At 43.6% G+C, this 24,628-nt stretch carries 27 protein-coding genes; 8 read left to right on the forward strand and 19 right to left on the reverse strand.

All coding sequences use genetic code 11. The annotated features are described in order from the left end of the window. Positions 1–55: 55 nt before the first annotated feature. Positions 56–1,087: an acyl-CoA reductase gene (locus Q3W13_RS14985; protein WP_302865084.1), complete on the reverse strand. Its 1,032-nt coding sequence runs from the start codon at positions 1,085–1,087 to the stop codon at positions 56–58. A gap of 100 nt (positions 1,088–1,187) precedes the next feature. On the opposite strand from Q3W13_RS14985, the gene Q3W13_RS14990 reads away from it, so the two are divergent. Beyond that, positions 1,188–1,541, forward strand: coding sequence for a 4Fe-4S dicluster domain-containing protein (locus Q3W13_RS14990; protein WP_302865085.1), 354 nt, complete (start codon positions 1,188–1,190; stop codon positions 1,539–1,541). 107 nt (positions 1,542–1,648) lie between these two features. Further along, positions 1,649–2,455, forward strand: coding sequence for a C40 family peptidase (locus Q3W13_RS14995; RefSeq protein ID WP_302865087.1), 807 nt, complete (start codon positions 1,649–1,651; stop codon positions 2,453–2,455). Here the strand turns inward: Q3W13_RS14995 and Q3W13_RS15000 are convergent. From Q3W13_RS15000 to Q3W13_RS15065, 14 genes are all read right to left on the reverse strand, one after another. After that, entirely contained in the window at positions 2,406–3,314 is a 909-nt protein-coding gene (locus Q3W13_RS15000) for a WD40 repeat domain-containing protein (protein ID WP_302865089.1), read from the reverse strand. The genes Q3W13_RS14995 and Q3W13_RS15000 overlap by 50 nt on opposite strands. A 74-nt stretch (positions 3,315–3,388) precedes the next feature. Beyond that, the gene (gene hisIE, locus Q3W13_RS15005) at positions 3,389–3,976 is read right to left on the reverse strand and encodes a bifunctional phosphoribosyl-AMP cyclohydrolase/phosphoribosyl-ATP diphosphatase HisIE (protein WP_302865090.1); all 588 of its coding nucleotides are present in this window, start codon (positions 3,974–3,976) and stop codon (positions 3,389–3,391) included. A gap of 131 nt (positions 3,977–4,107) precedes the next feature. Continuing rightward, positions 4,108–4,866 (reverse strand): imidazole glycerol phosphate synthase subunit HisF, encoded by a 759-nt coding sequence (gene hisF / locus Q3W13_RS15010; protein ID WP_302865092.1) that lies wholly within the window; start codon positions 4,864–4,866, stop codon positions 4,108–4,110. A 129-nt stretch (positions 4,867–4,995) separates the two neighbouring features. Further along, positions 4,996–5,745, reverse strand: coding sequence for a 1-(5-phosphoribosyl)-5-[(5-phosphoribosylamino)methylideneamino] imidazole-4-carboxamide isomerase (locus Q3W13_RS15015; RefSeq protein ID WP_302865094.1), 750 nt, complete (start codon positions 5,743–5,745; stop codon positions 4,996–4,998). A 4-nt stretch (positions 5,746–5,749) separates the two neighbouring features. Further along, positions 5,750–6,340: an imidazole glycerol phosphate synthase subunit HisH gene (gene hisH, locus Q3W13_RS15020; RefSeq protein WP_302865095.1), complete on the reverse strand. Its 591-nt coding sequence runs from the start codon at positions 6,338–6,340 to the stop codon at positions 5,750–5,752. 75 nt (positions 6,341–6,415) lie between these two features. After that, entirely contained in the window at positions 6,416–7,564 is a 1,149-nt protein-coding gene (hisB, locus tag Q3W13_RS15025; RefSeq protein WP_302865096.1) for a bifunctional histidinol-phosphatase/imidazoleglycerol-phosphate dehydratase HisB, read from the reverse strand. Next, positions 7,561–8,640 (reverse strand): histidinol-phosphate transaminase, encoded by a 1,080-nt coding sequence (gene hisC, locus Q3W13_RS15030; protein ID WP_302865097.1) that lies wholly within the window; start codon positions 8,638–8,640, stop codon positions 7,561–7,563. Before hisC ends, hisB begins: the two co-directional genes overlap by 4 nt. A 93-nt stretch (positions 8,641–8,733) precedes the next feature. Beyond that, positions 8,734–10,020 carry a histidinol dehydrogenase gene (hisD, locus tag Q3W13_RS15035; RefSeq protein WP_302865098.1) on the reverse strand — a complete coding sequence of 429 codons (1,287 nt, stop codon included), beginning with the start codon at positions 10,018–10,020 and terminating at the stop codon, positions 8,734–8,736. Positions 10,021–10,121: 101 nt separating this feature from the next. Then, positions 10,122–10,973 carry an ATP phosphoribosyltransferase gene (gene hisG, locus Q3W13_RS15040; protein ID WP_302865099.1) on the reverse strand — a complete coding sequence of 284 codons (852 nt, stop codon included), beginning with the start codon at positions 10,971–10,973 and terminating at the stop codon, positions 10,122–10,124. A 324-nt stretch (positions 10,974–11,297) separates the two neighbouring features. Next, positions 11,298–12,530: a DUF2264 domain-containing protein gene (locus tag Q3W13_RS15045; RefSeq protein WP_302865100.1), complete on the reverse strand. Its 1,233-nt coding sequence runs from the start codon at positions 12,528–12,530 to the stop codon at positions 11,298–11,300. Between the two features lie 61 nt (positions 12,531–12,591). After that, positions 12,592–14,088 carry a hypothetical protein gene (locus tag Q3W13_RS15050; RefSeq protein ID WP_302865101.1) on the reverse strand — a complete coding sequence of 499 codons (1,497 nt, stop codon included), beginning with the start codon at positions 14,086–14,088 and terminating at the stop codon, positions 12,592–12,594. Positions 14,089–14,180: 92 nt separating this feature from the next. Then, positions 14,181–14,672, reverse strand: coding sequence for an HAD family hydrolase (locus tag Q3W13_RS15055; RefSeq protein WP_302865102.1), 492 nt, complete (start codon positions 14,670–14,672; stop codon positions 14,181–14,183). A 187-nt stretch (positions 14,673–14,859) separates the two neighbouring features. Then, positions 14,860–15,408 (reverse strand): DUF6252 family protein, encoded by a 549-nt coding sequence (locus Q3W13_RS15060; protein WP_302865103.1) that lies wholly within the window; start codon positions 15,406–15,408, stop codon positions 14,860–14,862. Between the two features lie 141 nt (positions 15,409–15,549). Beyond that, complete coding sequence (locus tag Q3W13_RS15065; protein WP_302865104.1) at positions 15,550–15,747, reverse strand: hypothetical protein; 198 nt, start codon at positions 15,745–15,747, stop codon at positions 15,550–15,552. Positions 15,748–16,011: 264 nt separating this feature from the next. Between Q3W13_RS15065 and Q3W13_RS15070 the strand changes: the two genes are divergently transcribed. After that, entirely contained in the window at positions 16,012–16,221 is a 210-nt protein-coding gene (locus tag Q3W13_RS15070; protein WP_302865105.1) for a hypothetical protein, read from the forward strand. Here Q3W13_RS15070 and Q3W13_RS15075 read toward each other — a convergent pair. The 3 genes from Q3W13_RS15075 to Q3W13_RS15085 are packed head-to-tail and all read right to left on the reverse strand — an operon-like array spanning position 16,210 to position 18,271. Beyond that, positions 16,210–17,085, reverse strand: a complete 876-nt coding sequence (locus tag Q3W13_RS15075) for a DUF817 domain-containing protein (RefSeq protein WP_302865107.1) — start codon at positions 17,083–17,085, stop codon at positions 16,210–16,212. The two genes, Q3W13_RS15070 and Q3W13_RS15075, sit on opposite strands and share 12 nt — an antisense overlap. A 32-nt stretch (positions 17,086–17,117) precedes the next feature. Next, positions 17,118–17,882, reverse strand: coding sequence for an oxygenase MpaB family protein (locus Q3W13_RS15080; protein ID WP_302865108.1), 765 nt, complete (start codon positions 17,880–17,882; stop codon positions 17,118–17,120). Between the two features lie 5 nt (positions 17,883–17,887). Further along, positions 17,888–18,271 (reverse strand): DUF2809 domain-containing protein, encoded by a 384-nt coding sequence (locus tag Q3W13_RS15085; protein WP_302865110.1) that lies wholly within the window; start codon positions 18,269–18,271, stop codon positions 17,888–17,890. Positions 18,272–18,450: 179 nt separating this feature from the next. On the opposite strand from Q3W13_RS15085, the gene Q3W13_RS15090 reads away from it, so the two are divergent. Both Q3W13_RS15090 and Q3W13_RS15095 read left to right on the forward strand, forming a co-directional pair. Next, positions 18,451–19,686, forward strand: a complete 1,236-nt coding sequence (locus Q3W13_RS15090) for an alpha/beta hydrolase (RefSeq protein ID WP_302865112.1) — start codon at positions 18,451–18,453, stop codon at positions 19,684–19,686. Position 19,687: 1 nt separating this feature from the next. Further along, positions 19,688–20,095: a CoA-binding protein gene (locus Q3W13_RS15095; protein ID WP_302865114.1), complete on the forward strand. Its 408-nt coding sequence runs from the start codon at positions 19,688–19,690 to the stop codon at positions 20,093–20,095. Between the two features lie 19 nt (positions 20,096–20,114). Here the strand turns inward: Q3W13_RS15095 and Q3W13_RS15100 are convergent, their stop codons facing one another. Then, the gene (locus Q3W13_RS15100; protein WP_302865116.1) at positions 20,115–20,342 is read right to left on the reverse strand and encodes a hypothetical protein; all 228 of its coding nucleotides are present in this window, start codon (positions 20,340–20,342) and stop codon (positions 20,115–20,117) included. 175 nt (positions 20,343–20,517) lie between these two features. Between Q3W13_RS15100 and Q3W13_RS15105 the strand changes: the two genes are divergently transcribed. The 3 genes from Q3W13_RS15105 (at position 20,518) to Q3W13_RS15115 (ending at position 24,461) form a co-directional block, all read left to right on the forward strand. After that, positions 20,518–20,754 (forward strand): 4a-hydroxytetrahydrobiopterin dehydratase, encoded by a 237-nt coding sequence (locus Q3W13_RS15105; RefSeq protein ID WP_302865117.1) that lies wholly within the window; start codon positions 20,518–20,520, stop codon positions 20,752–20,754. Positions 20,755–20,931: 177 nt separating this feature from the next. Beyond that, on the forward strand, positions 20,932–23,541 hold the full coding sequence (gene mutS, locus Q3W13_RS15110) for a DNA mismatch repair protein MutS (RefSeq protein ID WP_302865119.1): 2,610 nt from the start codon (positions 20,932–20,934) through the stop codon (positions 23,539–23,541). A gap of 353 nt (positions 23,542–23,894) precedes the next feature. Further along, positions 23,895–24,461 (forward strand): C40 family peptidase, encoded by a 567-nt coding sequence (locus Q3W13_RS15115; RefSeq protein WP_302865120.1) that lies wholly within the window; start codon positions 23,895–23,897, stop codon positions 24,459–24,461. Positions 24,462–24,628: the final 167 nt, after the last annotated feature.

Raw genomic sequence — 24,628 nt, forward strand, 5'->3', positions numbered from 1 at the left:
ACTTACGAATAACTACAAATTTCAAAGGGTTGGCAAGTTTTAACGGGGATCTGTTTTATTCTTTAATTTTCGTTAGAAAGGCCATCGTATCTACATTATCGGCATAATCCCACAGAGCGGGACGCTGCGCATTTCCGAAAGAGACCACCTGGTTATTAATACGGAGGGGCGCGCCGCTCACTACACATTGAATACTTTCAGTCTGTTCTTTCAAAGCTTCTTCTGCTGATTGCAAGTCATCATAATATTCATAAAAAATCACAGCTAAAGGCGATGACAACGATGGGTTTTCTTTTAAAAGCAAGAAACCGTTATCCAGATGTTGTTCGCCGCCCACCAAATAAATCGACTTGTTATAACCGTAGTTGTTGTTGTATTTATTATGATTGATGGTTGGCTCAAACTGCTCGATCGATTTAAAAAAATAATCGAATTGGTAGCCATTTGGTACCAATAGCTTAGATACATTCCGGCAGCCCAATCCGAAATAATCAAAAATGTCGTGGCCAAGATTATATAATTGATCCGCCGTTTCTTCGCCGGTTAGTACTGCTATGCTATTGCGGTTTTTACGAATGATATTCGGCACCTTTCCAAAGTAGTAATCGAAGTATCTGGAGGTATTATTGCTGCCGGTCGCGATTACCGCATCGAAATTTTCCAGGCGTTCAACAAAGCTGTACTGGTCCGCCATGGCAGGCTCAATATTGGTCATCAAATGCAGAATGTGTTTAATTAACCGGGCGTCCTGGGATGAGGTCTTTATCATTGCAAAATTCCCGGTAACCAATACACACAAAACATCATGGAAACCTACCAGCGGAATATTCCCCGCCAGTATCAGGCCGACTATTTTGGCTGGTCTGTTATTATGAATATCATAGCGGTTTAGCCATTTGCTTAAATCAGCCTCATTCAGCATAGCGCCGATAGCCTTAACTGCCTGTAATACGTTTTTAGGTGTGAACCAGGGATTATAAATGTGTTCTGTATTTATTAATTCACTCAGTGCTTCGTCCGGTTGTGATAAACTCGTGCCCAGCTGAGAGAATATTTCGATTAATCGTGATTTATCAATTTTTGACATATATATGGTAAGGGTTGAAACCCTTAAAATCTTTTTTTGTTATATTTGCATGTTTGTTAACAGCAGGCAAAGTTAATTGAGATTATAACATTAAAGAAATATGGCGATTAAAATCACCGACGAGTGCATAAACTGCGGAGCTTGCGAACCGGAATGCCCTAACAACGCAATCTACGACGCCGGCGCCTCGTGGCGTTTTTCGGACGGAACCGGCTTAAGGGGAGTTATCGACTTTGGCGATGGAAACACACTAAATGCTGAAGAGACCCAGGCGGCATTATCAGATGACATCTATTATATAGTTCCCGATAAGTGTACCGAATGTGTGGGATTTCATGACGAGCCGCAATGTGCTGCGGTTTGTCCTGTAGATTGTTGCGTAGATGATGAAGACGTGCGCGAAACCAAAGAAGAGTTATTAGCAAAAAAAGACTGGCTTCATATGGATGAGTAACAAGTTTGTTACAACATACAAAAGGGGATGGTATGCTAATACTTTCCCCTTTTTTTGTACAATGAAACTTTAATTATTAAGTTTCGTTTGAAGTCTTTTACAACCTAATGGAATACGGTATTTGTAATCTTTCAGTTATACCTCTGCGGGCAGAACCCAGCGAGCGCAGCGAACAGGTGTCGCAGGTTTTGTTTGGGGAGACTTTTGAGATTACGGAGTGGCAGGACAATTGGGTGAAAATTATTACTACGCTGGATAATTATCCCGGCTGGATAGGCAGGCTGCAGTTTAATATGCTTGGCCACCTTGCCCATAAACGTATTACCCAAACGCCGCCGCGCATTACTAACAGGGCTGTTACACAGGCCTGGAAAATAGCCAATAACAGCAGTTTGTATTTGCCTGTAGGCAGCTCGCTTTCTTTTTTAGAAGGGACCACCTGCCGTATTGGCGATGAGAAATTTGAAATAATAGGAGAGGTAGGCGAAGCCCAAAGTCTCGCAGTCACAGCAAGCTCTTTCCTGAACGCTCCTTATCTTTGGGGCGGTCGTACCCACTTCGGCATCGACTGTTCGGGTTTTACACAGGCCGTACTCAGGCTACAAGGTATAAAACTATTACGAGATGCCAGCATGCAGGCGGAGCAGGGTGAAAAAGTTAACTCGCTGCATGATACGCAATTAGGCGATTTAGCCTTTTTTGAAAATCCGGAAGGAAAGATTGTACACGTTGGGATCATGCTGAATAACGAGAAAATCATTCACGCATCGGGCAAAGTTAAAATCGATTCTATTGATGAAAAGGGCATTTACAGTGAAGAGCTGAAACGCTACACCCATAAGCTGACTACCATTAAAAGACATTTTAACGGTCAAAATCAAACTGCCAGGCAATTACCCTTTTATCATCGCTAACGGATAGCAGTTGATCGCCGTTCCAGGTAACTTTGTTCACCGATAGCTGGTGACTTGCATAGCCCTTTTCGCGGCTGATATTTTTATACAGCTTAAAGTCGTCGCAACCCCAAAGCTTTATGCTTTTGTCCATGCTCCCCGTTGCAAAATAGGGCCGCGAAGGATGGAAAGCAATGCTGTTCACCGCGAACAGATGCCCGGGTATATTATGAATAAGGTTGTAAGACGTGGTGTCCCATATTTTTACCTGTGCGTCCCTTCCTACTGATACGAGCTGACTGCCATCGGGCGAGTATTGTAATGAAAACACTGCCATGGTGTGGCCATGAAGGGTTTTCAGCAATGTATAATCCTCCAAATCATATATGTGGATTTGATTGTTGCGGCAACCAAAGGCTACTTGCTTTTCATCAGGAGATATAGCGATGCATCTGATGGTGTCAGTTGACGCATTAACGGTATACAATAATTCAAAGGTTTCTGTGCTCCATACCGAAACCGTTCCGTCTTCGGATGCAACCAGTAGTTCCTTTTTGTTTTTTATCGATTTAATATCGAAGATGGGTTTTTGGTGATGTTTAAGTGCCGGCAATAGTTTTTGCTGCAAAAAGTCGAAGACCAGTACATCCCCATTCCGTAAACCCGTAAGGAGCAGGGGCAAACCCACAGGTGCGTGGATAGCGTAAACTGATGCAGCTACAGGGAACATCACCTTGATGAAAACATTGTCTTTCAGGCTCCATTCAACAACGCCCTTATCGTTTCCGCCGGTAAACAATATCCCCGGCTTTTGAGAAAGTTCCAGCGTGAAAATAGGGTTGCCGTGCCCTGTAAGTTCTGCTGTTTTTTGTACGTCCATTTAGTCGATGGACCATAGACCATGGACCATAGCCGTTGTATTTTACTAATGGCTATGGGCTACAGACTATGGACTTATTTATGTCTTTGCTCTAAATTTTTAGCTATCTGCTCCAAGGTAAGCCCTTTTTCGCGAAGCAGTACCAGCAGGTGAAAAACGAGGTCTGACGATTCGTTGATGAGGTCAGTTTCTGTTTCGGCTAAAGCTGCAATCACGGTCTCAACACCTTCTTCACCAACTTTTTGCGCGATTTTATTCAAACCCTTGGCACGCAGCTTATTTACATATGAGCCTTCCTTTGGGTTGTCATACCGGTCAGCAATGATGTTCTCCAGCTCCATAATGAAGTTTTGATTGAACGCTGTATTAAAGCAGCTACGTGAACCTGTGTGACAGGTAGGTCCGTCGGCTTTAACTTTTATCAACAGCGTATCGTTATCGCAATCAAGAGCGATGCTCTTTACATGCAGGAAGTTGCTGCTGGTTTCGCCTTTAGTCCATAACCGCTGTTTAGCACGGGAGTAAAAGGTGACGATGTTTTCCTGCGTGGTTTTATGGTAGGCTTCCTGGTTCATATAACCCAGCATAAGTACTTCAAGCGTTTGCTCGTCCTGTATAATTACCGGCACCAGGCCGTCGGTTTTTGTAAAATCGATGTTCATTTACGTTATTTATCTTTTTATCATTGCGAGGAACAAGCGCGGCAACCTCGCAGGTATGTGTAGTTTTGCTATGCACAGCGTCGAGGTTGTTTATTCCCCGTAATGACACGATTTAGTGACCAAATTTTAATTTATACTTCCCTTACCTCAATATTATTGGTTTTTAAAACCCTTTTTAAATCCGGTATCAAAATCTCGCCATAATGAAATACTGATGCTGCCAATGCGGCATCTACATTGCTTTGTTCAAACACATCAACAAAATGCTGTACGTTACCAGCTCCGCCGGAAGCGATAACCGGGATGTTAACCGCCTTGTTCACTTCCTTTAAAAAATGGTTATCAAAACCTGCTTTAGTGCCGTCATGGTCCATCGAGGTTAGTAAAATTTCACCGGCGCCGCGGCTTTCGGCTTCAAGGATCCAATCTAATGATTCCTTCTCGGTTGGTACGCGGCCACCATTCAGGTGTACAATGTTTTTACCGGCAATAGCCCGTGTGTCAACCGCTACTACAACAAACTGAACGCCGAAAGCTTTTGCCAGTTCGTCAATCAATTCGGGATTACGCACGGCAGCAGAATTAATGCTGATTTTATCTGCCCCGGCATTCAATAATGCATCTGCATCGGTAATCTCATTAATCCCGCCACCAATAGTAAACGGAATATTTATCTGCCTCGCGACTGCCTTCACCAGCTCAACCATAGTTTTGCGACGTTCGACAGTGGCGGTGATATCAAGAAAAACCAATTCGTCGGCGCCTTGCTGCGAGTAGTTCCAGGCAAGTTCTACGGGGTCGCCGGCGTCTCTAAGGTCGACGAAGTTTACACCTTTAACAGTGCGTCCATCTTTAACATCTAAACAGGGGATGATTCTCTTACTAAGCATTAGTCAGTATGTCATTGAGAGGAACGAAGCAACCTCGTCGATAAAATTGTCCACCATCCATAGTTCAACATGCATGGCGACGAGGTTGCTTCGTCGTTCCTCCTCGCAATGACAGTATTTTTTAGAATTTTATATGCTGATGAGCGCCTCAAGGTTCCACGCTTTTACATCCTCAATAGTAATATGTCCTTCATATATCGCTTTCCCAACTACAACTGATTCAACTTTTAAACGGCTTAACTTTTCAATATCATCCATAGAGCTTACGCCGCCTGATGCAATAAGCTTGATGAACGGAGAATGGTCAAGCAGTTTCCTGTAAAGGTCAATACCTGCACCGCCCAGCTTTCCGTCTTTGTTGATATCGGTGCACAGGAAGCGAAAAAAGCCAAGCCCCAGGCATTTATCAACATAATCCATCAGTTTTATTGGCGAGCTTTCCATCCAGCCTGAATATTTGATTACCTCGTCCAGCACATCAATAGCCACTACAACCTGGTCTGAGCACTTTTCCTTGCCGCAAATTTCTTTACTTAGATCCGGAAGGAATTGCGGGTTGGTAAGTGCCTGTGTACCTACTATTACGCGGTGAACACCGGCATCGATCAATTCCTTAACCTTATCGATACTGCGGACCCCGCCACCGTATTGCACCATCATATCTGTTTTGCGGATAACGTTAAACAGATACTCCTGGTTGCTGAAATCGTTTTTGGCGCCGTTTAGGTCGATAACGTGGATGAAATTGGTGCCGTTCGACTGGTAGCGCTCTATCATTTCCTCGAGGGAAACGTCATATTCTGTCACCTGTTGGTAGTCGCCTTCGCGCAGGCGCACAACCTTTTTATTCAGAATATCAATTGCCGGAATAATGTACATGTTTTTAAATTTTTGAAAAGTTTTTCAGTAAGGTTTCACCATAAGCGCCAGACTTTTCGGGATGGAACTGTACTCCATAAAAATTGTCCCGCATAATTGATGCCGAAAACTTGTTGCAATATGTAGTTGACGACAAAGTATATAACTTATCATACTCAATATAGTATGAATGTACAAAGTAAAAGTGGGAACCGTTAGGAATATTTGCAAAAAGTGCACTGTCCTGCTCAGCAAAAACCTGGTTCCAGCCGGTATGCGGCACCTTGTGATCCGGACTTCCGGCGAAGCGTAATGTTTTTATCGGGAATAAACCGAGTAGGTTCGAGTCACCCTCTTCAGAATAAGCGGTTAATAACTGCATGCCAACACAGATGCCCAGCACCGGTTTTTTTAATGCTTTTATTACAGGCACCAATCCCGTTTGCTCCAGCTTTTGCATAGCTGCCCCTGCATGACCCACACCCGGAATAATATAGCGGTCGTAAAGCTCGAAATCGGCCTCCTTGTTTATCATCCCATACAGAACACCCAGCCGCTCCAGGGCAGCTGTAAGAGAGAAGATGTTTCCTGCGCCGTATTGTATAATGCCAATCATATATATTTAGTAGCAGTAACAGTGGGTAGTAGCAGTAAAGTCTAGGTGTTAGCCGACTGCTACTACAAACTGCTACTATAAAACTCCTTTAGTTGACGGTAACACCATTTTCTCTGCGTCCCTTTTTACAGCCATTTTGATGGCTTTTGCGAACGCTTTAAATATGGCTTCTATTTTATGGTGTTCATTAACGCCCTCCGCTTTAACATTCAGGTTGGCTTTTGCCGCATCGCTGAATGATTTAAAAAAGTGGAAGAACATTTCAGTCGGCATTTCGCCTATTTTTTCGCGTTTAAAGTCGGCATCCCAAACTATCCAGTTTCTACCGCCGAAATCAATAGCTGCCTGTGCCAGGCAGTCATCCATTGGCAAACAAAAACCATAGCGCTCTATGCCTTTTTTGTCGCCTAATGCAAGGGCAAATACCTCGCCAAGTGCAATGCCGGTATCCTCAATGGTATGGTGCTCGTCAATATGCAGGTCGCCTTTGGCAATAATCTCAAGATCCATACTGCCATGACGGGCAATCTGGTCGAGCATGTGGTCGAAGAAATGCAAACCGGTCGACACCTTCGCGTCACCCTTACCATCTAGGTTTATTTTTATATAGATGTCAGTTTCTTTGGTAACACGGCGGTGCTCAAACTCACGCTTACCAAGTTTTAAAAACTCATAAACCTTTTTCCAGTCGGTAGTTTGCAGTACCGCGGTTTTATTTACAATTTCCTCTTCGCCTTCTTTAAATTCGTTGCCGCCCAGGTTGGAGCCATCGTTCAGCCAAATGGCTTTTGCGCCAAGATTATGTGCAAGCAGCACGTCATTCTTACGGTCGCCTATGGTAAAGGAGTTTTTTAGGTCGTACTTTTCCGTGTCGAAATAACTGGTGAGCATCCCGGTTCCCGGTTTGCGTGTGGGTGAATTTTCTGATGGAAATGTACGGTCGACGCATATATTCGAAAAATTCACCCCTTCGTTGGCAAACGTTTTTAATACCAGGTTCTGCACCGGCCAAAAAGTGTCTTCAGGGTACGACGCTGTTCCCAGGCCGTCCTGGTTGGTCACCATCACTAGTTCATAATCCAGTTCGGTAGCAATTTTCGGAAGATAACGCAGTGCGCCCGGATAAAAAGTTAACTTGGCAAAGGAATCTATCTGCTCATCCGGAGTTTCCAGGATCATGGTTCCGTCGCGGTCGATAAAAAGTACTTTTTGCAGGTTGCTCATTTATAGTCTTGTAATGTTTGCAGTAATGTGTTATTTTCTTCAGGCGTACCAACAGTTATGCGGAGGCAACCTTCGCATAGTTCTACTTTTGAACGGTTACGTACGATAATGCCCTGTTTAACAAGATAATTGTAGATACCGTTAGCATCGGTGGTTTTTACCAGGATAAAATTTGCATCAGACGGATAGATGTCGACAACAAAATCAAAATTTTTCAATGTTAAAACCAGCCTGTCACGCTGCGCAAGTGTTTCCTTTATCCAGTTGTTTACCTGGGCTACATTGGCCAGTGCTTGTAAAGCCAATTGCTGTGAGGCTTCATTAATATTATAGGGAGGTTTTACTTTATTCATTACCTCGATGATTTCTTCGCTGGCAAATGCCATTCCCACACGGAGCCCGGCCAATCCCCATGCTTTTGACAGCGTTTGCAGTACCACAAGGTTGGCGTATTCGGTGAGCTCCTGTATAAAAGTCTTTTGGCGGCTGAAATTGATATAAGCCTCATCGACCACCACAATACCGTTAAAGTTGGCCAGTAAAGTCTCAATATCCGTTCGGTTGATAGAATTACCAGTTGGATTATTTGGTGAACAAATGAAAATGAGCTTGGTGTTTTTATCTATTGCTTCAGCGATGCCTTCCAAATTCAACTGGAACTCTTCGGTAAGTGGTACATTTTTTACGGCTACATCATTGATATTGGCCGATACCTGATACATACCGTAAGTTGGGGGAACCAGAATGACATTGTCGGCTCCCGGATTACAGAATGCACGAAACAGGATATCGATAGCCTCATCGCTGCCATTGCCCAGGAAAATATTACGGGGAGGCACCCCCTTAATATCCGTGATGCGTCTTTTTAAATCAGCCTGTAAAGGGTCAGGATAGCGGTTATATTGCTGCTCCAGCGGAGAACCAAATGCATTTTCATTAGCATCCAGGAACACGCTGGCCTCGCCCTGGTACTCGTCGCGTGCAGAGGAGTAGGGTGTGAGGTTCTTAATGTTTTCTCGTAATATGTTGTTTATGCTAAACATTTCTTTTTTACTAAACTTTACAAACTTTGTCATTGCGAGGAACGAAGAAACCGCGTCGTTATGAAATAACCAACCTAAGTTCGGCAATGAGGTTGCAGCGTTGATTCCTCGCCCGCAAATAATTTTTTATTCTTTCATCCGAAGGGTTACCGCATTTTTATGCGCATGCAACCCTTCCAGTTCCGCCAGTATCTCAACCGACGGTCCGATGTTTTGTATGCCTTCCGGCGTTATATACTGGAAGGTGATCTTCTTCACAAACGAATCAACCGAAACTCCGGAATACGCTCTCGCGTAAGAACTGGTTGGTAGTGTATGGTTAGTACCTGATGCGTAGTCGCCTGCGCTTTCCGGTGTTAAATTACCAAGGAAAACAGAACCGGCATTGATGATGCGCCCGGTTAGCTGTTGCCAGTTTGCGGTTGCCAATATCAAATGCTCCGGTGCATACAGGTTGCTGAAATCCATAGCCTCATCCAAACTGTTGGTTACCACGATGTATGAATTTTCGATCGCCACTTTCGCGATTTCGGCACGCGGCAAAACAGTTAATTGCTCATCAACTTCCCTTAATACCTCTACAGCAATGGCGTTTGAAGTGCAGGCCAAAATAGATTGGCTGTCCATGCCATGCTCGGCCTGCGCCAGTAAATCGGCGGCAATAAAAACCGGATTGGCAGTTTCATCGGCAATCACCAACACTTCCGACGGGCCGGCGGGCATATCGATGGCAGTGGTTGTGGTTGATTGAATTATTGTCTTGGCTTTGGTAACAAATTGGTTGCCCGGGCCGAAAATCTTATCAACTTTAGGTACAGTTTCCGTTCCGTAAGCCATAGCCGCAACCGCCTGCGAACCACCGGCAAGATATATTTTATCGATTCCCAGTAGTAAGGCTACATAAGCTATAAACGCATTCACCTTTCCATTTTTTTGCGGCGGCGAGCAAACTACTACTTCGTGGCAGCCTGCGATTTTTGCCGGAATTGCCAGCATCAAAAATGTGCTCGGCAACACCGCAGATCCGCCCGGTATGTATAAACCTACCTTTTCAATCGGTCTTAACTCCCGCCAGCAGGTTACACCCGGCATGGTTTCAACCTCGTCTTCGGTTTTTAGCTGGCTTTTATGGAAGGTATTGATGTTGTTATACGCAGTTTGCAGCGCTGCCTTTTGCTCGTCGCTGACCGCAGCTGCGATTTCTTCAAGCTCCTTTTGGTCAAGATATAACTTGTCTAACTCAACTTTGTCAAATTTTAAAGCATAGTCGATCAAAGCGCGGTCGCCGTGCTGTTGAACATGTGAAATTACATCCTCTACAATTGCCCTTATCTCGTTCGCAGGGTCAACATTGCGCTGAACCAGTTGGCTGATGTCGCTCTTATTTAATTCTGAATAGTTGAAAATCTTCATATCTCAAGCTCTCTCCCCATAAAGGGGCTTAGAAGCTGTTTTTGTTAATTAATATTTTTGTCAAACCCTTTTTCTCCCCCCTTTAGGGGGCTGGGGCTTAACTACAAAATTATCTTCTCAATTGGCATTACCACAATGCCTTGTGCTCCTGCTTGTTTCAGCTGGCTTATCCTGTCCCAAAAGTCGCGCTCAGGTATAACAGTATGTACCGCCACCCAGTTTTCTTCGGCTAAGGGCACTACCGTCGGGCTCTTTATACCCGGGAGTAATTTGATTACGGCAGACAGGTTGTCCCTCTCCACGTTTAATACCACGTATTTTGTTTCTTTAGCCCGCAATACCGACTGGATGCGCTGTATCAACTCCTTTACCAGTTCTTCGTTCTCGCTGCCCTTACGGCCAATTAATACCGCTTCGGAGGACATTACGTCCGCAAAAGGCTTTAAGCCGTTGCTTTTCAATGTTCCGCCGGTTGACACCAGGTCGCAGATAGCATCGCTCAAACCGAGACCCGGAGAGATCTCAACCGAACCGGATATGGTGCGAATATCCGCCTTGATACCTTTTTCCTTCAGAAATTTGCTCAGTATGGCAGGATAGGTGGTTGCGATAGATTTACCATTAAGCTCATTGATGTGCTGGATATCATTGGTATTCGGAACCGCAATTTTCAAAGAGCAGCGGCCAAATCCCAGGCGCTGCAGGTAGCTTACCTCAACTTCTGTCTCCTGTATTACATTTTCGCCTACAATGCCCAGGTCGGCAATACCGTCCTGTACATATTCAGGGATGTCGTCATCGCGCAAAAAAAGAATTTCGAGCGGGAAATTGGATACAGGAGAGATAAGCGAGCTTTTATAATTTTCGAAGCTTAAGCCGCAATTTTTTAATAATTCAACGGATTTTTCGTTGAGCCTGCCAGATTTCTGGATAGCTATTTTAAGTGTTTTCACTGATTGTTTTTAAGGGACTATAAATAAAAATTAAACGGAGGGTTGTTATTTCGCGTAGAAACATACATTATCTTATCACCACAAAGTGGTGATGGTGCAGGTGCAGTTGATATAATGTATAACCGTTCATTTTTGTATAGTAAAACGATAGATTTTGCGTGCAAATATAGGGAATGGATTATTAAATCAAAATTAAATTTTGAATAGATGTATAAACAATAATATTTCGGGCCGAATAAAGTTTGGAAGATATTTAGGTGATAAAACGCTTTAGCGTATTAATTATCGCAAAGGTACAGAAGTGCTTACTTTTGCAGGGGGGGATTACAAAGCGTGGTCAGCTTGTACATTTTCGCCTTTTATAAGCCTTTTCGCTGTCCATTCTTCATCAGCATCACTCCAGAATGGGTCCGTTTCAGGCAGGCCAAGCGGCAGCAATATCACTGAACTAAGATACAGACTGCCTGTAGAAATATAACTTTCTGCTAATGCAGGCTGGTGGCCGTAAAGGCCGATGCGTAGCCAGCCATTCTCGTCAAACATTTCCTTATTGTCGGTGAATTTCTCCATTACGGCTGTCAGCGCGCACCTCATCTGTGAAGGTTTCAGCTGTTGCGGAACTTGCTTGGTCAGGACTGTATTTGCTAAATGATGAAATGCTCCTGTGCGATAAGTAACCGATCGTCCAATTACCGGATAGCTGCCGTCTGCCGCAATCAATCGTTCCTGTATAGCCGCATAACGGGCATTGTGCTCAATTACTTTTTTATAGATAGGTACATACTGTGCGTCTTTTGCTGCTGCAATTTTAAGTACATCGTACAAGTAAGGGTGAATTACAAAGCTGTTGTAATAGTCCCAATGAAATTCATTGCCGTCGCCGTATACTCCATCGCCTTTGTACCAATCGGTATGCTTTTGTATGGCGTAATCAATCCGCTCATTATCATACGGCTCATTTATAGTTATGAAAAAAGCCTCTATCATGGCGGCAAAGAGCAGCCAGTTATTTTCGGGCGGCTTTATTTTGCGGGTTTTAAGCAGGCAGGCAATTACATTTTGTTTCACTGGTGGGCCCAATGCAGCCCATATTTTAGGGCAACGTATTAAACCGTACGCAAAAAAGGAAGCATCTACCAATGGCTGTCCGCCTTCATCGCCCCAGTTCATATAATCTTTGGCTTTGGGGCTGGTAGCGTTTGCTATTCCTTTTAATTCCAATTGAAAGTATTTATCCCGTAACTGTTTTTCAGCCCCGCTGGTTTGCTCCAACTGCAGCCATGGGGCAATGCCCGCCAGCAAACGTCCAAAGGCCTCAAGGTGAGTATATTTTACACGGTCGTTAACCAGGGACTGATCCTTAGCCTCAACGGGCATTTTTTCTTTAAGCTGATCGTTGGAAAGATTCACCAGTATAGGCTCGGCTAATTTTTGCAGGTAATTTATCCAGTAATGACGCGTGCTTGCGGGCGATGACGTTCCGGCTGAAAGAGAAGATGACAACAATGGCGCGACACTTAGCAGGCCTGCATTTTGTATGAATTTTCTTCTCTCCATAATATAAGTTCTGCACCGCAGCAATGCAAAGACGCAAAATGATGCGAATCTGCAATCTTCGTTATTTTTCCTCGCACAAAAATATCTGCCCTTCCTTTGCGCCGCCTATTTTAACCAGTTTTTTGTTCTTCATAATATCCGGCAGGTTGACCAGCTCGCTATTGTACAGGTTATCAAACCAAATGAGATAAAAACGTTTTTGCGCGTAGAATTTCTGAAGTTCAACCGGGTTGGCTTTGTGAGGGATAATTGTAGACGACATTCGGGTAAACAAGTAAACAGCCTCATCCGCATCAGTAAAGATAGGGATGCCCGGCTTGAACATATTTTTATGCTGTCGCAGGTACACGATAAACTCCGATTTGTTCCAGTCATCGTCGCTGTAGCCTGGTACGCCATAATCGGATTCATCGTCGTAACGCTGGTAATCAACTAAAGCAGTTTGATATTCAAAGGCCAGCATCAGCAACACTGCAACAGCGGCCAGCGCATATTTCGCCTTTGATTTGATTAAACCGATCACGTCAGGCACCCAACTGGTGCAGGCTATAAGCAGCGGAATAAAAATAGGGGAGAGCAGCCTGCTGTTCAATCTTTCATATCGTGATATACTTGCGGATATGATAAGAAACAGCCCGTATACAATGGCAAATGCTATTACGATATTTTCAAAGCTGTTAATCTTACCTTTAAATGCTTTCCAAAGCAGCAGGGCTATCAGTGCCAACATAATTACCGACGTTATAACGGCCGCATAGGGGTCGGCATCCTTACTTATCGCGCCCCAATCGCAAATTACGGTACCAAAGTAATACAGGTTATCAACGAATGGCGTTTGTGATGGATAGCGCGTTCCCGTGCTTAATCCGGAGTTGATGCTATTCATGATCAGGTTGCCTGCCAGCAGTGATATCGAAATCGCGCCAAATAAAAGGATATGGCCAATCTTCTTTTTTAAGGGCAGCTGGTTATCCAGCAAAAGCATCAATCCGCCCGCACCCACAACGGTAACACCTACATAGCGCGTTATGCAACTGATAGCGGCTATCACAGCTACCCAAACCAGCGCCTTGACAGTGTGCGATCGCAGATATCTCCGGTAAGCTATTATAAACAGTAAAATCTCGAAGATAAACAGCGTTTCAGACCACAGGTAAGTATAAATTTCCAGTAAGCCCGGGCTTAAGATTATGGCAATTAATATCAGCCATTTGTAAATGCGCGAGTGTGAGAGGAATTTCTCCATTATCCAGCCGCTTGTAAATATTACCGCAGCGAACAGCGTTGCGTTTATCATAGCTCCGGCTTCAATAGGGTCTATCCGGGTGATGAACTGGACAATAGCCAGAAAGAACGGGTAAAATACCGGGAAGAAAACCAGCGGACCCTTATTAAACGTAATGATTGTGCCATGCGCCTGCATGTTTGTCGCCGTGCTGGCATACATGATGGAGTCAGGCGAAATGCCCACACCGCTGTAATTTGTAAATAAACAAATAACCACAAAACCGATAATAGCAGCAATTAAAGAGTCAAGATTGGTTAAATAGCGTTTCATGAGTTGTCTGTTGGAATATTAAAATGCTGGAAAATTGTAAAGTTAAAATTTGTAACATTATTCTCTTCCGGACTTTAGAGCTCCCGCCTCGCTCAATCAATCAAATCCAGTATTTCGCTGATGGGCTGGTCACTGTTGATCAGGATGCCTTTTACGCCGGCAGCAGTACCTGCATCGACATCGCGTTCGCGGTCGCCGATAAAATAGGACTTTGCAGGGTCAATATCATATTTTGCGATGCCTTGTAACAGTAATCCAGGTTTAGGCTTACGGCAGTCGCAGTCGCCGGTAAAGTTAGGGTGATGCGGGCAATAAAAAAAGTCGGTCAGTTCTACACCGTGCTGTCTGTAGGTTTCTTTTAAACTAATGTGCATTTTAGCTAGTTCGTCTTCGGTGTACCAACCTTTGGCCAGTCCGCCCTGGTTGGTGGCTACCAGCAGCAAATAACCTTTGTCCTGCAGCGTTTTTAAGGCTTCAAAATTGTCAAGGATATAGAAATCTTCAATCCGGCAGACGTAGTCACCCATTTCGCGGTTAAGTACGCCGTCGCGGTCTAAGAAAACGGCTTTGTTTTTTCCGGGCATTCAATAATTTTTTCGCAAAGGTAGTAAAACTTAAAATATCGGGTCGGCGCCTGCAATCCGGTACCATATCAAATTACTGTTTACGCTTTTATCTCTGCCGGGGCGGGCAAAAAAATGGAATTGATGTTCTGTGATGATCAAAAAAAAGCGCAGCAATGTGCGCTTAACATATTTTAATGCCGGGTAATCAATTAGATGTAAAGGTGTACGGCACATTATTAAAGCCACCGCCGGTAACATTAGCTACGCTTACGCTCCCGTCGGGGTTATTCACAATGGTTGTAAAAGTAAACGTGCCGGTTATCTCATTTTTTGTAGAATCAACCTTGGTAACGACTACAGAGCCCGAACCAGGCGCCACGGAACCATTTGGAACCCATACAATTGCACCTGAGTTGTTCCTTTTGGGTGTTGAAAATGCCAGCAGTACGTTCGGTGTGTCATCAACAGTGTAAGTTCCTAACGGGAAGCCGCTTGTGTTGCTTGAACTGCCGCTGGTGAGCGATATAGTTATCCTCCTGTTAAAAGCAGTGCCTTCGCAGGTGAAAGTTTTGGTTTTAGCAGATGAGTTATATACGAGAGAAGAAGTTACAGTATCAGTAAACCAGGTACTATCTTTTATATTGGCAATCATTTTGTTTGTTGCTGTAGCAGTTGCCGCAACAGTGTCCTTTTTGCAATTCTCCAGAAATAAAATACCTAAAAATAAAATAGCAATAAGTGAAAATTTCTTCATATATATTTATTTAGCAAAGGAACGACTTTTAGCTAAATTAAATACATAGTATTTCGTTTTTTACATTTTTTAACATTTGCGCCTGCTATCTTTAGTTGTCCACATTCTGGCGGCGACAGATGATCCGACATACAATTTATCCTATTTAAAATAGGATAACGGAATTTCCTTCCACATCCCGTGTGCCAGGTTGCCAATCAATAATTCATAAATGAGATAGACTGGCCAGAATATATAGCTGATTATCAAGTAAATAATGCTGTGATTATAATACCAGTTTATCATTAATGAGTAAACTCCTAAAACCAGGTAGAGTATACTGGTGTCTCTGCTTTTCATGATAGTTATTTTAGTTAGTTGTAAATTTTCTCAATAGCACCAAAAATAAGGTTTGTTTCCCAGATTAATCGCCTCGCCAGGCCAGGTTTTTTAACGATGAATTTAGGTAATGTTAATAACTATTAGGCCTTCAAGGCTAAGTTAAATTTGTTTCTTAAGCATAAATATATAACTTGGCATCCGATATCTACCATATCGAAAGTAAAAACCTATTTAAAAACAAAAATGCCCTGGACAGGGTTACTCTAAAAAACAAAACTTATCATGGCAACAACAAGTGGAATTACTGCGTATTCAGTAAAAACAAAAACTAAAAATGTACCAATGGTTGACCCGGTTATTGACGTTAAATCAGGCAGGTACATTGCAACAGGAACCGACGGTCAGGGTAACAAAATGGCCGCTATCATGGGCAAGGCAACTGCCGAAGAACATATTAAGAACGGCAACGCCAAAAAAGGTTCAGGCTGGTAGTCTGTATTGTTGTCTATAATTTATGCCTGGCTTATGCTCATTGGGTGTTAACCCAATTTGCTTATGCCGGGCATCATTTTTTTCACACATCTTTTTCTTTTCCGGTTCGGGCAAGTTCTCCATCTGTTTAAATGTCTTCAATTCGGCTACGATGATGTAGCTCACTATAACCAAAAATGCCCACGAACTTATTTTTTGAAAGTTCACCATAGCCCAGGCATGGTGCTGGTAAGCGTATTTCCACGCGCCTAACCTGGTTGCAATATTTTCAGCAAGCCATATAAAAAATCCGATCAGCATATACGACAGGACCACCGGCATTCGGTAAGTCCTGCCTTCAATAGTAAATTCAACAAATGCTTTTCTGAAATAATAAATGATAAATACTGCGATAAGATAGCGGAAATCAGGAATAAAATGATTGCTGAAAAAATTGAGATAGATAAAAACTGCGATCAGCCGCGCAGCCCTGTTGTTGGGCCAGTTATAAAGCTTCAGCTTTAACCGGCGCCATGCCTGACACATATAGCTGGCTACGCTGGCATACATAAACCCGCAGTATAAAGGGACGCCAAAAACCTTTGTCATCGCATATTCCGGATAACTCCACGAGCCAACGCGGGTTTTAAACAATTCCATCAGTAACCCCAGAAGATGAAAGACACATATAACCAATACTTCATCCGGCGTTTCAAACTTTAGCGTATAGAGCAGGTATTGTGCACCAAGACAGCCTGCCAGTATAAAGTCATACCGGTAAATTATGCCGGTAAACAAATGCGACAGTGCCAATAAGATAAAAACCAATACTGGAAAAATACAGCATAGTGCTTGTTCTTTTATGAAAAGCAGGAAGTGGCGCATTAGTGGTAAGACAATAGGGTTAAATAAGGTTTTTAATCTGCTACATCCATTTTCAAAACTTGTGTTTTGTATGCGTCCGGCAGCAGCGCCATCTTGAACGCTTTTTCGGCTTTTATCAGCCTGAAAAATTTATAAAGTACCACAAATGGTTTAATCCAGCTTGCTTTGCGTACAGGCAATAACTGCTTCACCGTATCTGGTACTAAAACTAGCTGCACTTGTTTCAGGATTATATATCTTAACCGGCCGAGATGCCTGCGATATTGCCTGTACAAATCAATTGTAAACTTGCTGTTTGTTAGATTTTGTTGAAGATGTTCTTCACGCATGATGAGATATTCTTCATAATTCCCTGGCAGTCCACTTAGATTCATCCGGGCGCCCACGCGACAGAATACGCGGAAAACTTCGGATTTTTCTTTTTCGGTAAGTGTTCGCTCCAGTAGTTCGAAGGAGCGGATAGAGTAATCAATCAGTAAAAACAATACATCACGGTAGGACCAGCCGGGTATTTTTGTCCCGCGATTTTGTTCAACGTCCGAATGAATCGCGGTGATCTGGTCAATAGCCTTTAATGCGCTGTCCTCGTCAGAAAATATAATACGGCTGGAATAGGAAACCGTGGAAAACAAACGTCCGAGCGGGTCAGCAGGTAGCCGGCCCGTAAAGTACAGCCAATCTACCGCCTTATTAAGTGCAAACTCCGCCGCTGCGCCAGCGAAAATAAACAAGACAGTATCGGCCTTACCCCATATTTGCCTTACAATGGAATTTTTATCTACAAAACATTTTTCCATATCGGTCAAAAATTTTTCAAACTATTTTTTAGTTGTTCAACTATAAGTACTGTAATAATCCCAAGCGTATAGGCCAATATATCTGTAAACGAAAAAGAGGTGCCCAGCAATATCTTCGCCAGGTTGGAATGCTGCAGGCCGAGTAATTTAATTAAGTGAAAATACTGCGATATTTCAACTATGTACGACAACATCAATACGGCGAGAGCCGTGGTAACAGGTGGCATGTTTACAAAGCTTTTAATGATACAATAAATCAATATCACCACCAAAAAATCACCCCCGTACGGGCGTACAATGGTATCGTGGAAGTCCGCGCCGATTATAAATTCAACAGTAAATAACAGTATCGCAGAAAGGAAATACCATTTGGAAAATCGTGATTTCATTAAAAGTACTTTGAATTACAAAGTAAATTAATAAAATTGGAATTTGCAAGGATGGCAGTTTGAAGCTTTTTTTAACATAGATAGCACATAATATGTCTTGCCTGTTCTACAGGACTATTTCCAGGTCTTCATGGTTTATGCGCTCAATTGTTTAAATTGGTGACGGATAATAAGCTTTTATGAAAAAATTTTTCGTGTTTGCATTGTTGGTTATAAGCATTGCCACTAACGCCCAGGACATTCAGGGAAACACAATTGTCCTCGGTCACACCGATAGTATTCAGTCAAAAATATTAAATGAAAAACGCTCTTTTTGGGTAAGGCTGCCTGCGGGGGCCGACAAAAGCATTATGCGCTATCCTGTAGCTTATGTACTGGACGGTTCTGAGCATTTCGCGTCTTTTTCGGGCCTTATCCAATACCTGAGCGAAGCTAACGGCAATATGGTTTGCCCGGACATGATTGTGGTGGGCATTATCAATACTGACCGCACCCGCGACCTTACGCCTACCAATGGTACTATTGATTACGAAAATAAGCCCACCACAGCCTTCAAAACATCAGGCGGGGGCGAACAGTTTACAGCTTTTCTGCAAAAAGAGCTAATGCCTTATATTGAATCAAAATACCCGGCGGCACCCTTTAAGGTTTTGGTAGGACACTCCTTTGGAGGACTCACCGCAGTTAATATTTTGATAAACCATACCGATTTATTTAAAGCCTATATTATAGTAGACCCCAGTATGTGGTGGGATAATTACAAGCTGCTGAACCAGGCGCACGACGTATTAAAAACGAAGAAATTTACCGGTAAATACGTTTTTATGGGCATTGCCAATACCATGCCTCCGGGCGACGACACCGCGCATGCTCACCGGGATACGTCACCAAAAACAAACCATATCCGGTCTATTTTAAAGCTGGCCGATGAGTTTAAGCGAAACAGGGGAAACGGAATGACATTTAGTTATAAATACTATAATGATGACAATCATAATTCCTCGCCCCTGATAACCGAATACGACGGGCTGCGATTTTTATTTGGCTACTACAAGCTGCCTGCGGAAACGGAATCTGCCCTGTTTGATGCCAACAAAAAGTTCGACGTCGCCGCAGGTATCACGGCGCACTACGATAAAGTGTCGGAGAATATGGGGTACAGGGTAATTCCATCCGAAGCAATACTAGACGGTATTGGGCATGACTGTCTTGACTTTAATATGCGCGGCCGTGCGCTGGAAGTTTTTTTGCTGAATGCAAAATATTACCCGAATAGTGCCGGTGTGTATGCGTCAATCGGCGACTATTATGCACTAGAAAAAAACAAAGCAAAGGCTGCGGAGTTTTATAACAAGTCGTTGAGTATTTTGGAAAATCCGGCGATAAAAGAAAAGCTCAAAAAATTATCCGATTAACATGGAAGCCAAACATCTCGACGTTCTTAAAAACGCAAAAACTATTCTTTTGATTGACTGGCCGGATAAAACTGTGCCGTTAGCTTTGCTGAAAGCGGGTTTTATGGTAATCGGTTATTCGCCGGAAAAATACACTTTGCTATCTTACGAGACCAGTTACGCTGAAGATAAGCTTGTTTTTAGCAATTTGGAAAGGTCGCCGGGACAGGTGGAAATAGTGAATATTTTCAGGCCCGAAGAAAAGCACGAGGAAATCATAAATCGTCACGCATTGCCGTTAAAAGCAAAAACCATATGGCTTCATCCGCCTATTACATCCGCAAAAACAGCTGAGCTCACAAGGAAGCACAAACTAAACTTTGTTGAGGGGCATGATATTGCTATATGCTGCGTCACAACTATCTGCTAACAAATGAGAAACCGGTTGCTTACTTCTTAGGTAGCTTTGCATTCGGATCATCTGTACCTTTCGAATACGGGTCGCCCGAAACAGAATCGTGCGGAGCATCCGCTTTGCCATGGCTTATAATCGATGTATCGCCCTTTGTTTTGCCTGCGCCTGTGTCAGCATGTTTTTTGAAGCTGCTGCCACTGCACGAAATCAAAGCCAATATTGCAAAAGATAAAATCGCAGGAAAAATTCTGTAGATCTTCATATTCTTTATTCAAACAACAGTATTGCAAATGCTTTTGTTTAAAAATAAAAGTGTTTACTAATAAAACTAATTTCAAAATATTTTTGATTAATTTTTTTAGTTATAACACTGTTTATATCTGAAATTAACGCAAACTTTAGCAAGAACGGTTGGTTCTAGTAATAAACACGATATCATGTGGCAGGAAAAAGAAAGCAAGCTATACAAGGCGTTTGAATTTAAAGATTTTATATCCGCGTTTTCATTCATGACCAGGGTGGCCCTGCTCGCCGAAAAAAGCAATCACCACCCAACGTGGACAAACACTTATAATAAAGTTGAAATATGGCTCTCCACGCATGATGCCGGCGATAAGGTAACCGAAAAAGATAGGCTGCTGGCAGATGAAATTGATGCTTTAAATACTAATTGAGTTATAAACTTCAATTTCAAAACTAAACGCAAGTTTGCCTGCTTGTGATAATATAACTTGCTTTATAAAATCCGCATAATCCCGCTTTCTCTCCACATTCTTCTGAATTTTCCACATCGCCGCCAAACCACAGGGAATGCATTAACTTTACCACCCTAATAAAGAGGAGCATAACGTTTGGCAAAAGACGCTACCAAAGAGACGCCGTTAATGCAGCAGTACAACCAGATTAAGGTGAAGTACCCCGGTGCCCTGCTGCTGTTTAGAGTGGGAGATTTTTATGAGACCTTTGGCGAGGATGCTGTTAAAGCCGCGGGCATTTTGGGTATAGTGCTCACTCGCAGGGCTAACGGCGCAGCTACCCATATCGAGCTGGCTGGTTTTCCGCATCATTCGCTCGATACTTATTTGCCTAAGCTGGTAAGGGCCGGGCAGCGCGTTGCGATCTGCGACCAGCTGGAAGACCCCAAAACTACCAAAACTATTGTAAAGCGTGGTGTTACCGAGCTTGTAACGCCCGGAGTAGCCATCAGCGATAATATACTGCACCAAAAAAGTAATAACTACCTGGCCTCGCTGTATTTCGAGAAAAATAGCGTGGGGATTGCCCTGATAGATATTTCAACTGGCGAGTTTCTAACCGCACAGGGCAACAGCGATTATATCGATAAACTGTTGCAAAGCTTCTCGCCGTCGGAAGTTATCTTTCCTAAAAGCCGGGGGCGCGAATTTAAAGATACTTACGGCGACCGATTTTATACCTACCCGCTTGATGAATGGGCTTATAGCGGCGACTACGCTACCGAGGTACTTTTAAAGCATTTTGGAGTAAAATCACTTAAGGGTTTCGGCATCGACAGGCTTAATTTGGGCATTGTTGCTGCCGGGGTGGCTATTCATTACCTGAACGAAACGGAGCACCGCAACCTGCAGCATATATCAGCTATCAGCAGGATAGAGGAGGACCGTTACCTGTGGCTCGACCGTTACAGCGTACGTAACCTTGAATTAGTTGGCTCTGCTAATGAAAATGCTTCCACGCTGGTGGATGTGCTCGACCACACATGCTCGCCAATGGGGGCGAGGCTCTTGCGCCGCTGGATTGTAATGCCGCTGAAGGAGTTAAAACCTATAAGCGACCGCCTGGGCGTGGTGGAGTACCTGATAGCACACGAAGAGCTGCGAGAAAACCTCCAGCAAAACATACGCCTGATAGGCGATCTGGAAAGGCTGATATCAAAAATTGGCTTACAGAAGGCTAATCCCCGGGAAGTGTGCCAGCTAAAAAAGGCTTTACAGGCCATTAATGCCATAAAGAAACTGGGCGAGACGTCTACCAGCACCCCGCTTAAAGCCATTGCCGAACAGTTAAACCCATGTCAATCCATTTGCGAAAAGATTGAACGCGAGTTGAGCGCTGAACCGCCGGTGTTGCTGGCTAAGGGCAGCGTAATGAATGATGGTATTGACGAGGAGCTCGACCGGCTGCGTAAAATAGCATTCGGTGGCAAGGATTACTTGTTGGAGATTCAGCGCCGCGAGGCCGAAGCAACCGGTATTCCATCGCTTAAAGTTTCGTTTAATAACGTTTTCGGCTACTATCTTGAGGTTACGCATAGCCACCGCGATAAGGTGCCGTCCGAATGGATACGCAAGCAAACCCTGGTAAATGCAGAACGCTACATTACGCCTGAATTAAAGGAGTATGAAGAGCAAATATTAGGTGCCGAAGAAAAAATTTTGGCACTGGAAACGCGGCTTTACAACGAGTTGCTGTATGCGCTGGCTGAATATATCAAACCCATACAGCTGAATGCACAACTGGTGGCCCGTTTGGATGTGCTGCTTAATTTCGCCACTATTTCTATTAAAAACTATTATGTTAAGCCTGATATTAATGACAGCCGCGTTATCGACATCAAAGGCGGTCGTCACCCAGTGATAGAAAAGAATCTGCCGCTGGGCGAAGACTATATCACCAATGACGTTTTCCTGGACTCGGAAACACAGCAAATTATCATTATTACAGGTCCCAACATGGCGGGTAAGTCAGCGCTGCTGCGGCAGACCGGCCTGATCGTGCTGATGGCGCAAATGGGCTGCTTTGTGCCGGCTAAATCAGCGTCGATAGGATTAGTGGATAAGATATTTACCAGGGTAGGGGCATCGGATAACCTGTCGTCGGGCGAGTCGACGTTTATGGTGGAGATGAACGAGACCGCCAGCATCCTGAATAACCTGTCTGACCGAAGCCTAATATTGCTCGATGAGATCGGCCGCGGTACATCTACCTACGACGGTATTTCTATCGCCTGGTCTATCGCCGAGTTTTTGCATAACCAGCCTGCAGCACGCGCTAAAACACTGTTCGCAACGCATTATCATGAGCTTAACGAGTTAAGCAATTCATTCAGCCGCATCAAGAACTATAACGTATCGGTAAAAGAGGTAGGGCACCAAATTATATTCCTTCGTAAGCTGGTGCCTGGCGGCAGTGAGCATAGTTTTGGTATACACGTTGCCAAGCTGGCAGGTATGCCGCCAAAAGTGCTTAGCCGCGCCAACGAGATATTAAAAAAACTGGAGAACGAGCGCACCGGCGGCGAACACATCAAGGAAAGTATCCGCAAGGTGCAAAAGCAGGCCGTACAAATGCAGATGTTCAGTATCGACGACCCTGTTTTGGTAAAAATACGCGACACGCTAAACAACCTCGACGTAAATACGCTTACACCTGTCGAGGCGCTAATGAAGCTGGATGAGATACAAAGGCTGATCAAGAGTTGATATTAGAGACGGGAAAGCCCGAAATACGAGTCGGGGTGCCCGGAAAGAAGAAACCGGACCGATCAGGCATGCTTAACCTGGCCGGTATTGCAATAAATAAATGCGGGCGCCTAACACCGCTGGGACCTTGTCGCGCTTGCGGAATGAATTACTCCTAAACTGAGCTTTGTTTTCAAGGTTTGCCCAGCTATCGGACAACTGCCATTTATCTTTATAACAAGGCGCCAAGTATATGGTATCAGGCATTTCTTTACTGACTTTTCCCGCTTTACCGACTTTTGGGCTTCACTCAATGTTAATATGTTAAAAACATCTTCAAATCACTATATTGCTATTGCCGTTAATTTTACGGTATGAATAAACATTACCTGTTTTATTTATTGGTTCTCGTGGTCATCATGTCGTCGTGCCATAGCAGGCGCGTTGCGATGCGCGGGCAGCCGGGTGAGATTGTAAAACCGGACGTGAGTATTGCAGATAAATATGCGGCTATACTAGGGGTTGATAAAAGCAATATACAAAATGGCCGTTTGTATGCTTTTGTGGAACAATGGATGGGTACACCCTATAAGTTCGGCGGCGAAGATAAGGACGGCGTTGATTGTTCAGGCCTGGTGCAGTTGTTAGAGCAACAGGTATATGGCATAAATATTCCGCGCTCAACCAGTCAGCAAATAAACGTTATTAAACGCAAATATGAGGAAGAACTGGTTGAAGGCGACCTGTTGTTTTTTGATTACGACGGCAAGAAATTCAGTCACGTGGCCGTATATCTTCAAAACGGGTATTACGTACATGCCAGTTCTTCAAAAGGTGTTATCATCACTAAACTGCACGACCCTTATACCTATAAATATTTTTCGCGCTGCGGATCGATAAAGTTAGATACGGCCTATGCCAACTCTGACCAGGGCATGTGAGTTCAATAGCTTAAAATAAATATTTAATAGGTATTTTTGCGCCATTATGGCTGATCCAAATAACCGCTATTCATTCTGGACAAAATATAAGCGCTTTGCCACCACCGAGATACTATTGTATGTAATCATGATTGTAGGGATTATATTGGGCATTATTATTTTTAGTT

Origin of the sequence: Mucilaginibacter sp. L3T2-6, assembly GCF_030519355.1 — a bacterium.
GTDB lineage: Bacteria > Bacteroidota > Bacteroidia > Sphingobacteriales > Sphingobacteriaceae > Mucilaginibacter.

What these genes read in the sequence shown, in the direction of transcription:
- hisC (WP_302865097.1), bottom strand. Translation starts at nt 8,640, where the DNA reads ATGACAAAGTTTGTAAAGTTTAGTAAAAAAGAAATGTTTAGCATAAAC.
- Q3W13_RS15090 (WP_302865112.1), top strand. Translation starts at nt 18,451, where the DNA reads ATGAAAAAATTTTTCGTGTTTGCATTGTTGGTTATAAGCATTGCCACT.
- Q3W13_RS15060 (WP_302865103.1), bottom strand. Translation starts at nt 15,408, where the DNA reads ATGAAGAAATTTTCACTTATTGCTATTTTATTTTTAGGTATTTTATTT.
- Q3W13_RS15000 (WP_302865089.1), bottom strand. Translation starts at nt 3,314, where the DNA reads ATGGACGTACAAAAAACAGCAGAACTTACAGGGCACGGCAACCCTATT.
- Q3W13_RS15085 (WP_302865110.1), bottom strand. Translation starts at nt 18,271, where the DNA reads ATGAAATCACGATTTTCCAAATGGTATTTCCTTTCTGCGATACTGTTA.
- Q3W13_RS15080 (WP_302865108.1), bottom strand. Translation starts at nt 17,882, where the DNA reads ATGGAAAAATGTTTTGTAGATAAAAATTCCATTGTAAGGCAAATATGG.
- Q3W13_RS14985 (WP_302865084.1), bottom strand. Translation starts at nt 1,087, where the DNA reads ATGTCAAAAATTGATAAATCACGATTAATCGAAATATTCTCTCAGCTG.
- Q3W13_RS15095 (WP_302865114.1), top strand. Translation starts at nt 19,688, where the DNA reads ATGGAAGCCAAACATCTCGACGTTCTTAAAAACGCAAAAACTATTCTT.
- Q3W13_RS15100 (WP_302865116.1), bottom strand. Translation starts at nt 20,342, where the DNA reads ATGAAGATCTACAGAATTTTTCCTGCGATTTTATCTTTTGCAATATTG.
- Q3W13_RS15115 (WP_302865120.1), top strand. Translation starts at nt 23,895, where the DNA reads ATGAATAAACATTACCTGTTTTATTTATTGGTTCTCGTGGTCATCATG.
- hisIE (WP_302865090.1), bottom strand. Translation starts at nt 3,976, where the DNA reads ATGAACATCGATTTTACAAAAACCGACGGCCTGGTGCCGGTAATTATA.
- Q3W13_RS15015 (WP_302865094.1), bottom strand. Translation starts at nt 5,745, where the DNA reads ATGTACATTATTCCGGCAATTGATATTCTGAATAAAAAGGTTGTGCGC.
- hisB (WP_302865096.1), bottom strand. Translation starts at nt 7,564, where the DNA reads ATGAGCAACCTGCAAAAAGTACTTTTTATCGACCGCGACGGAACCATG.
- Q3W13_RS15050 (WP_302865101.1), bottom strand. Translation starts at nt 14,088, where the DNA reads ATGAAACGCTATTTAACCAATCTTGACTCTTTAATTGCTGCTATTATC.
- hisD (WP_302865098.1), bottom strand. Translation starts at nt 10,020, where the DNA reads ATGAAGATTTTCAACTATTCAGAATTAAATAAGAGCGACATCAGCCAA.
- Q3W13_RS14990 (WP_302865085.1), top strand. Translation starts at nt 1,188, where the DNA reads ATGGCGATTAAAATCACCGACGAGTGCATAAACTGCGGAGCTTGCGAA.
- hisF (WP_302865092.1), bottom strand. Translation starts at nt 4,866, where the DNA reads ATGCTTAGTAAGAGAATCATCCCCTGTTTAGATGTTAAAGATGGACGC.
- Q3W13_RS15045 (WP_302865100.1), bottom strand. Translation starts at nt 12,530, where the DNA reads ATGGAGAGAAGAAAATTCATACAAAATGCAGGCCTGCTAAGTGTCGCG.
- Q3W13_RS15075 (WP_302865107.1), bottom strand. Translation starts at nt 17,085, where the DNA reads ATGCGCCACTTCCTGCTTTTCATAAAAGAACAAGCACTATGCTGTATT.
- Q3W13_RS15055 (WP_302865102.1), bottom strand. Translation starts at nt 14,672, where the DNA reads ATGCCCGGAAAAAACAAAGCCGTTTTCTTAGACCGCGACGGCGTACTT.
- Q3W13_RS15065 (WP_302865104.1), bottom strand. Translation starts at nt 15,747, where the DNA reads ATGAAAAGCAGAGACACCAGTATACTCTACCTGGTTTTAGGAGTTTAC.
- Q3W13_RS15105 (WP_302865117.1), top strand. Translation starts at nt 20,518, where the DNA reads ATGTGGCAGGAAAAAGAAAGCAAGCTATACAAGGCGTTTGAATTTAAA.
- Q3W13_RS14995 (WP_302865087.1), top strand. Translation starts at nt 1,649, where the DNA reads ATGGAATACGGTATTTGTAATCTTTCAGTTATACCTCTGCGGGCAGAA.
- hisH (WP_302865095.1), bottom strand. Translation starts at nt 6,340, where the DNA reads ATGATTGGCATTATACAATACGGCGCAGGAAACATCTTCTCTCTTACA.
- Q3W13_RS15070 (WP_302865105.1), top strand. Translation starts at nt 16,012, where the DNA reads ATGGCAACAACAAGTGGAATTACTGCGTATTCAGTAAAAACAAAAACT.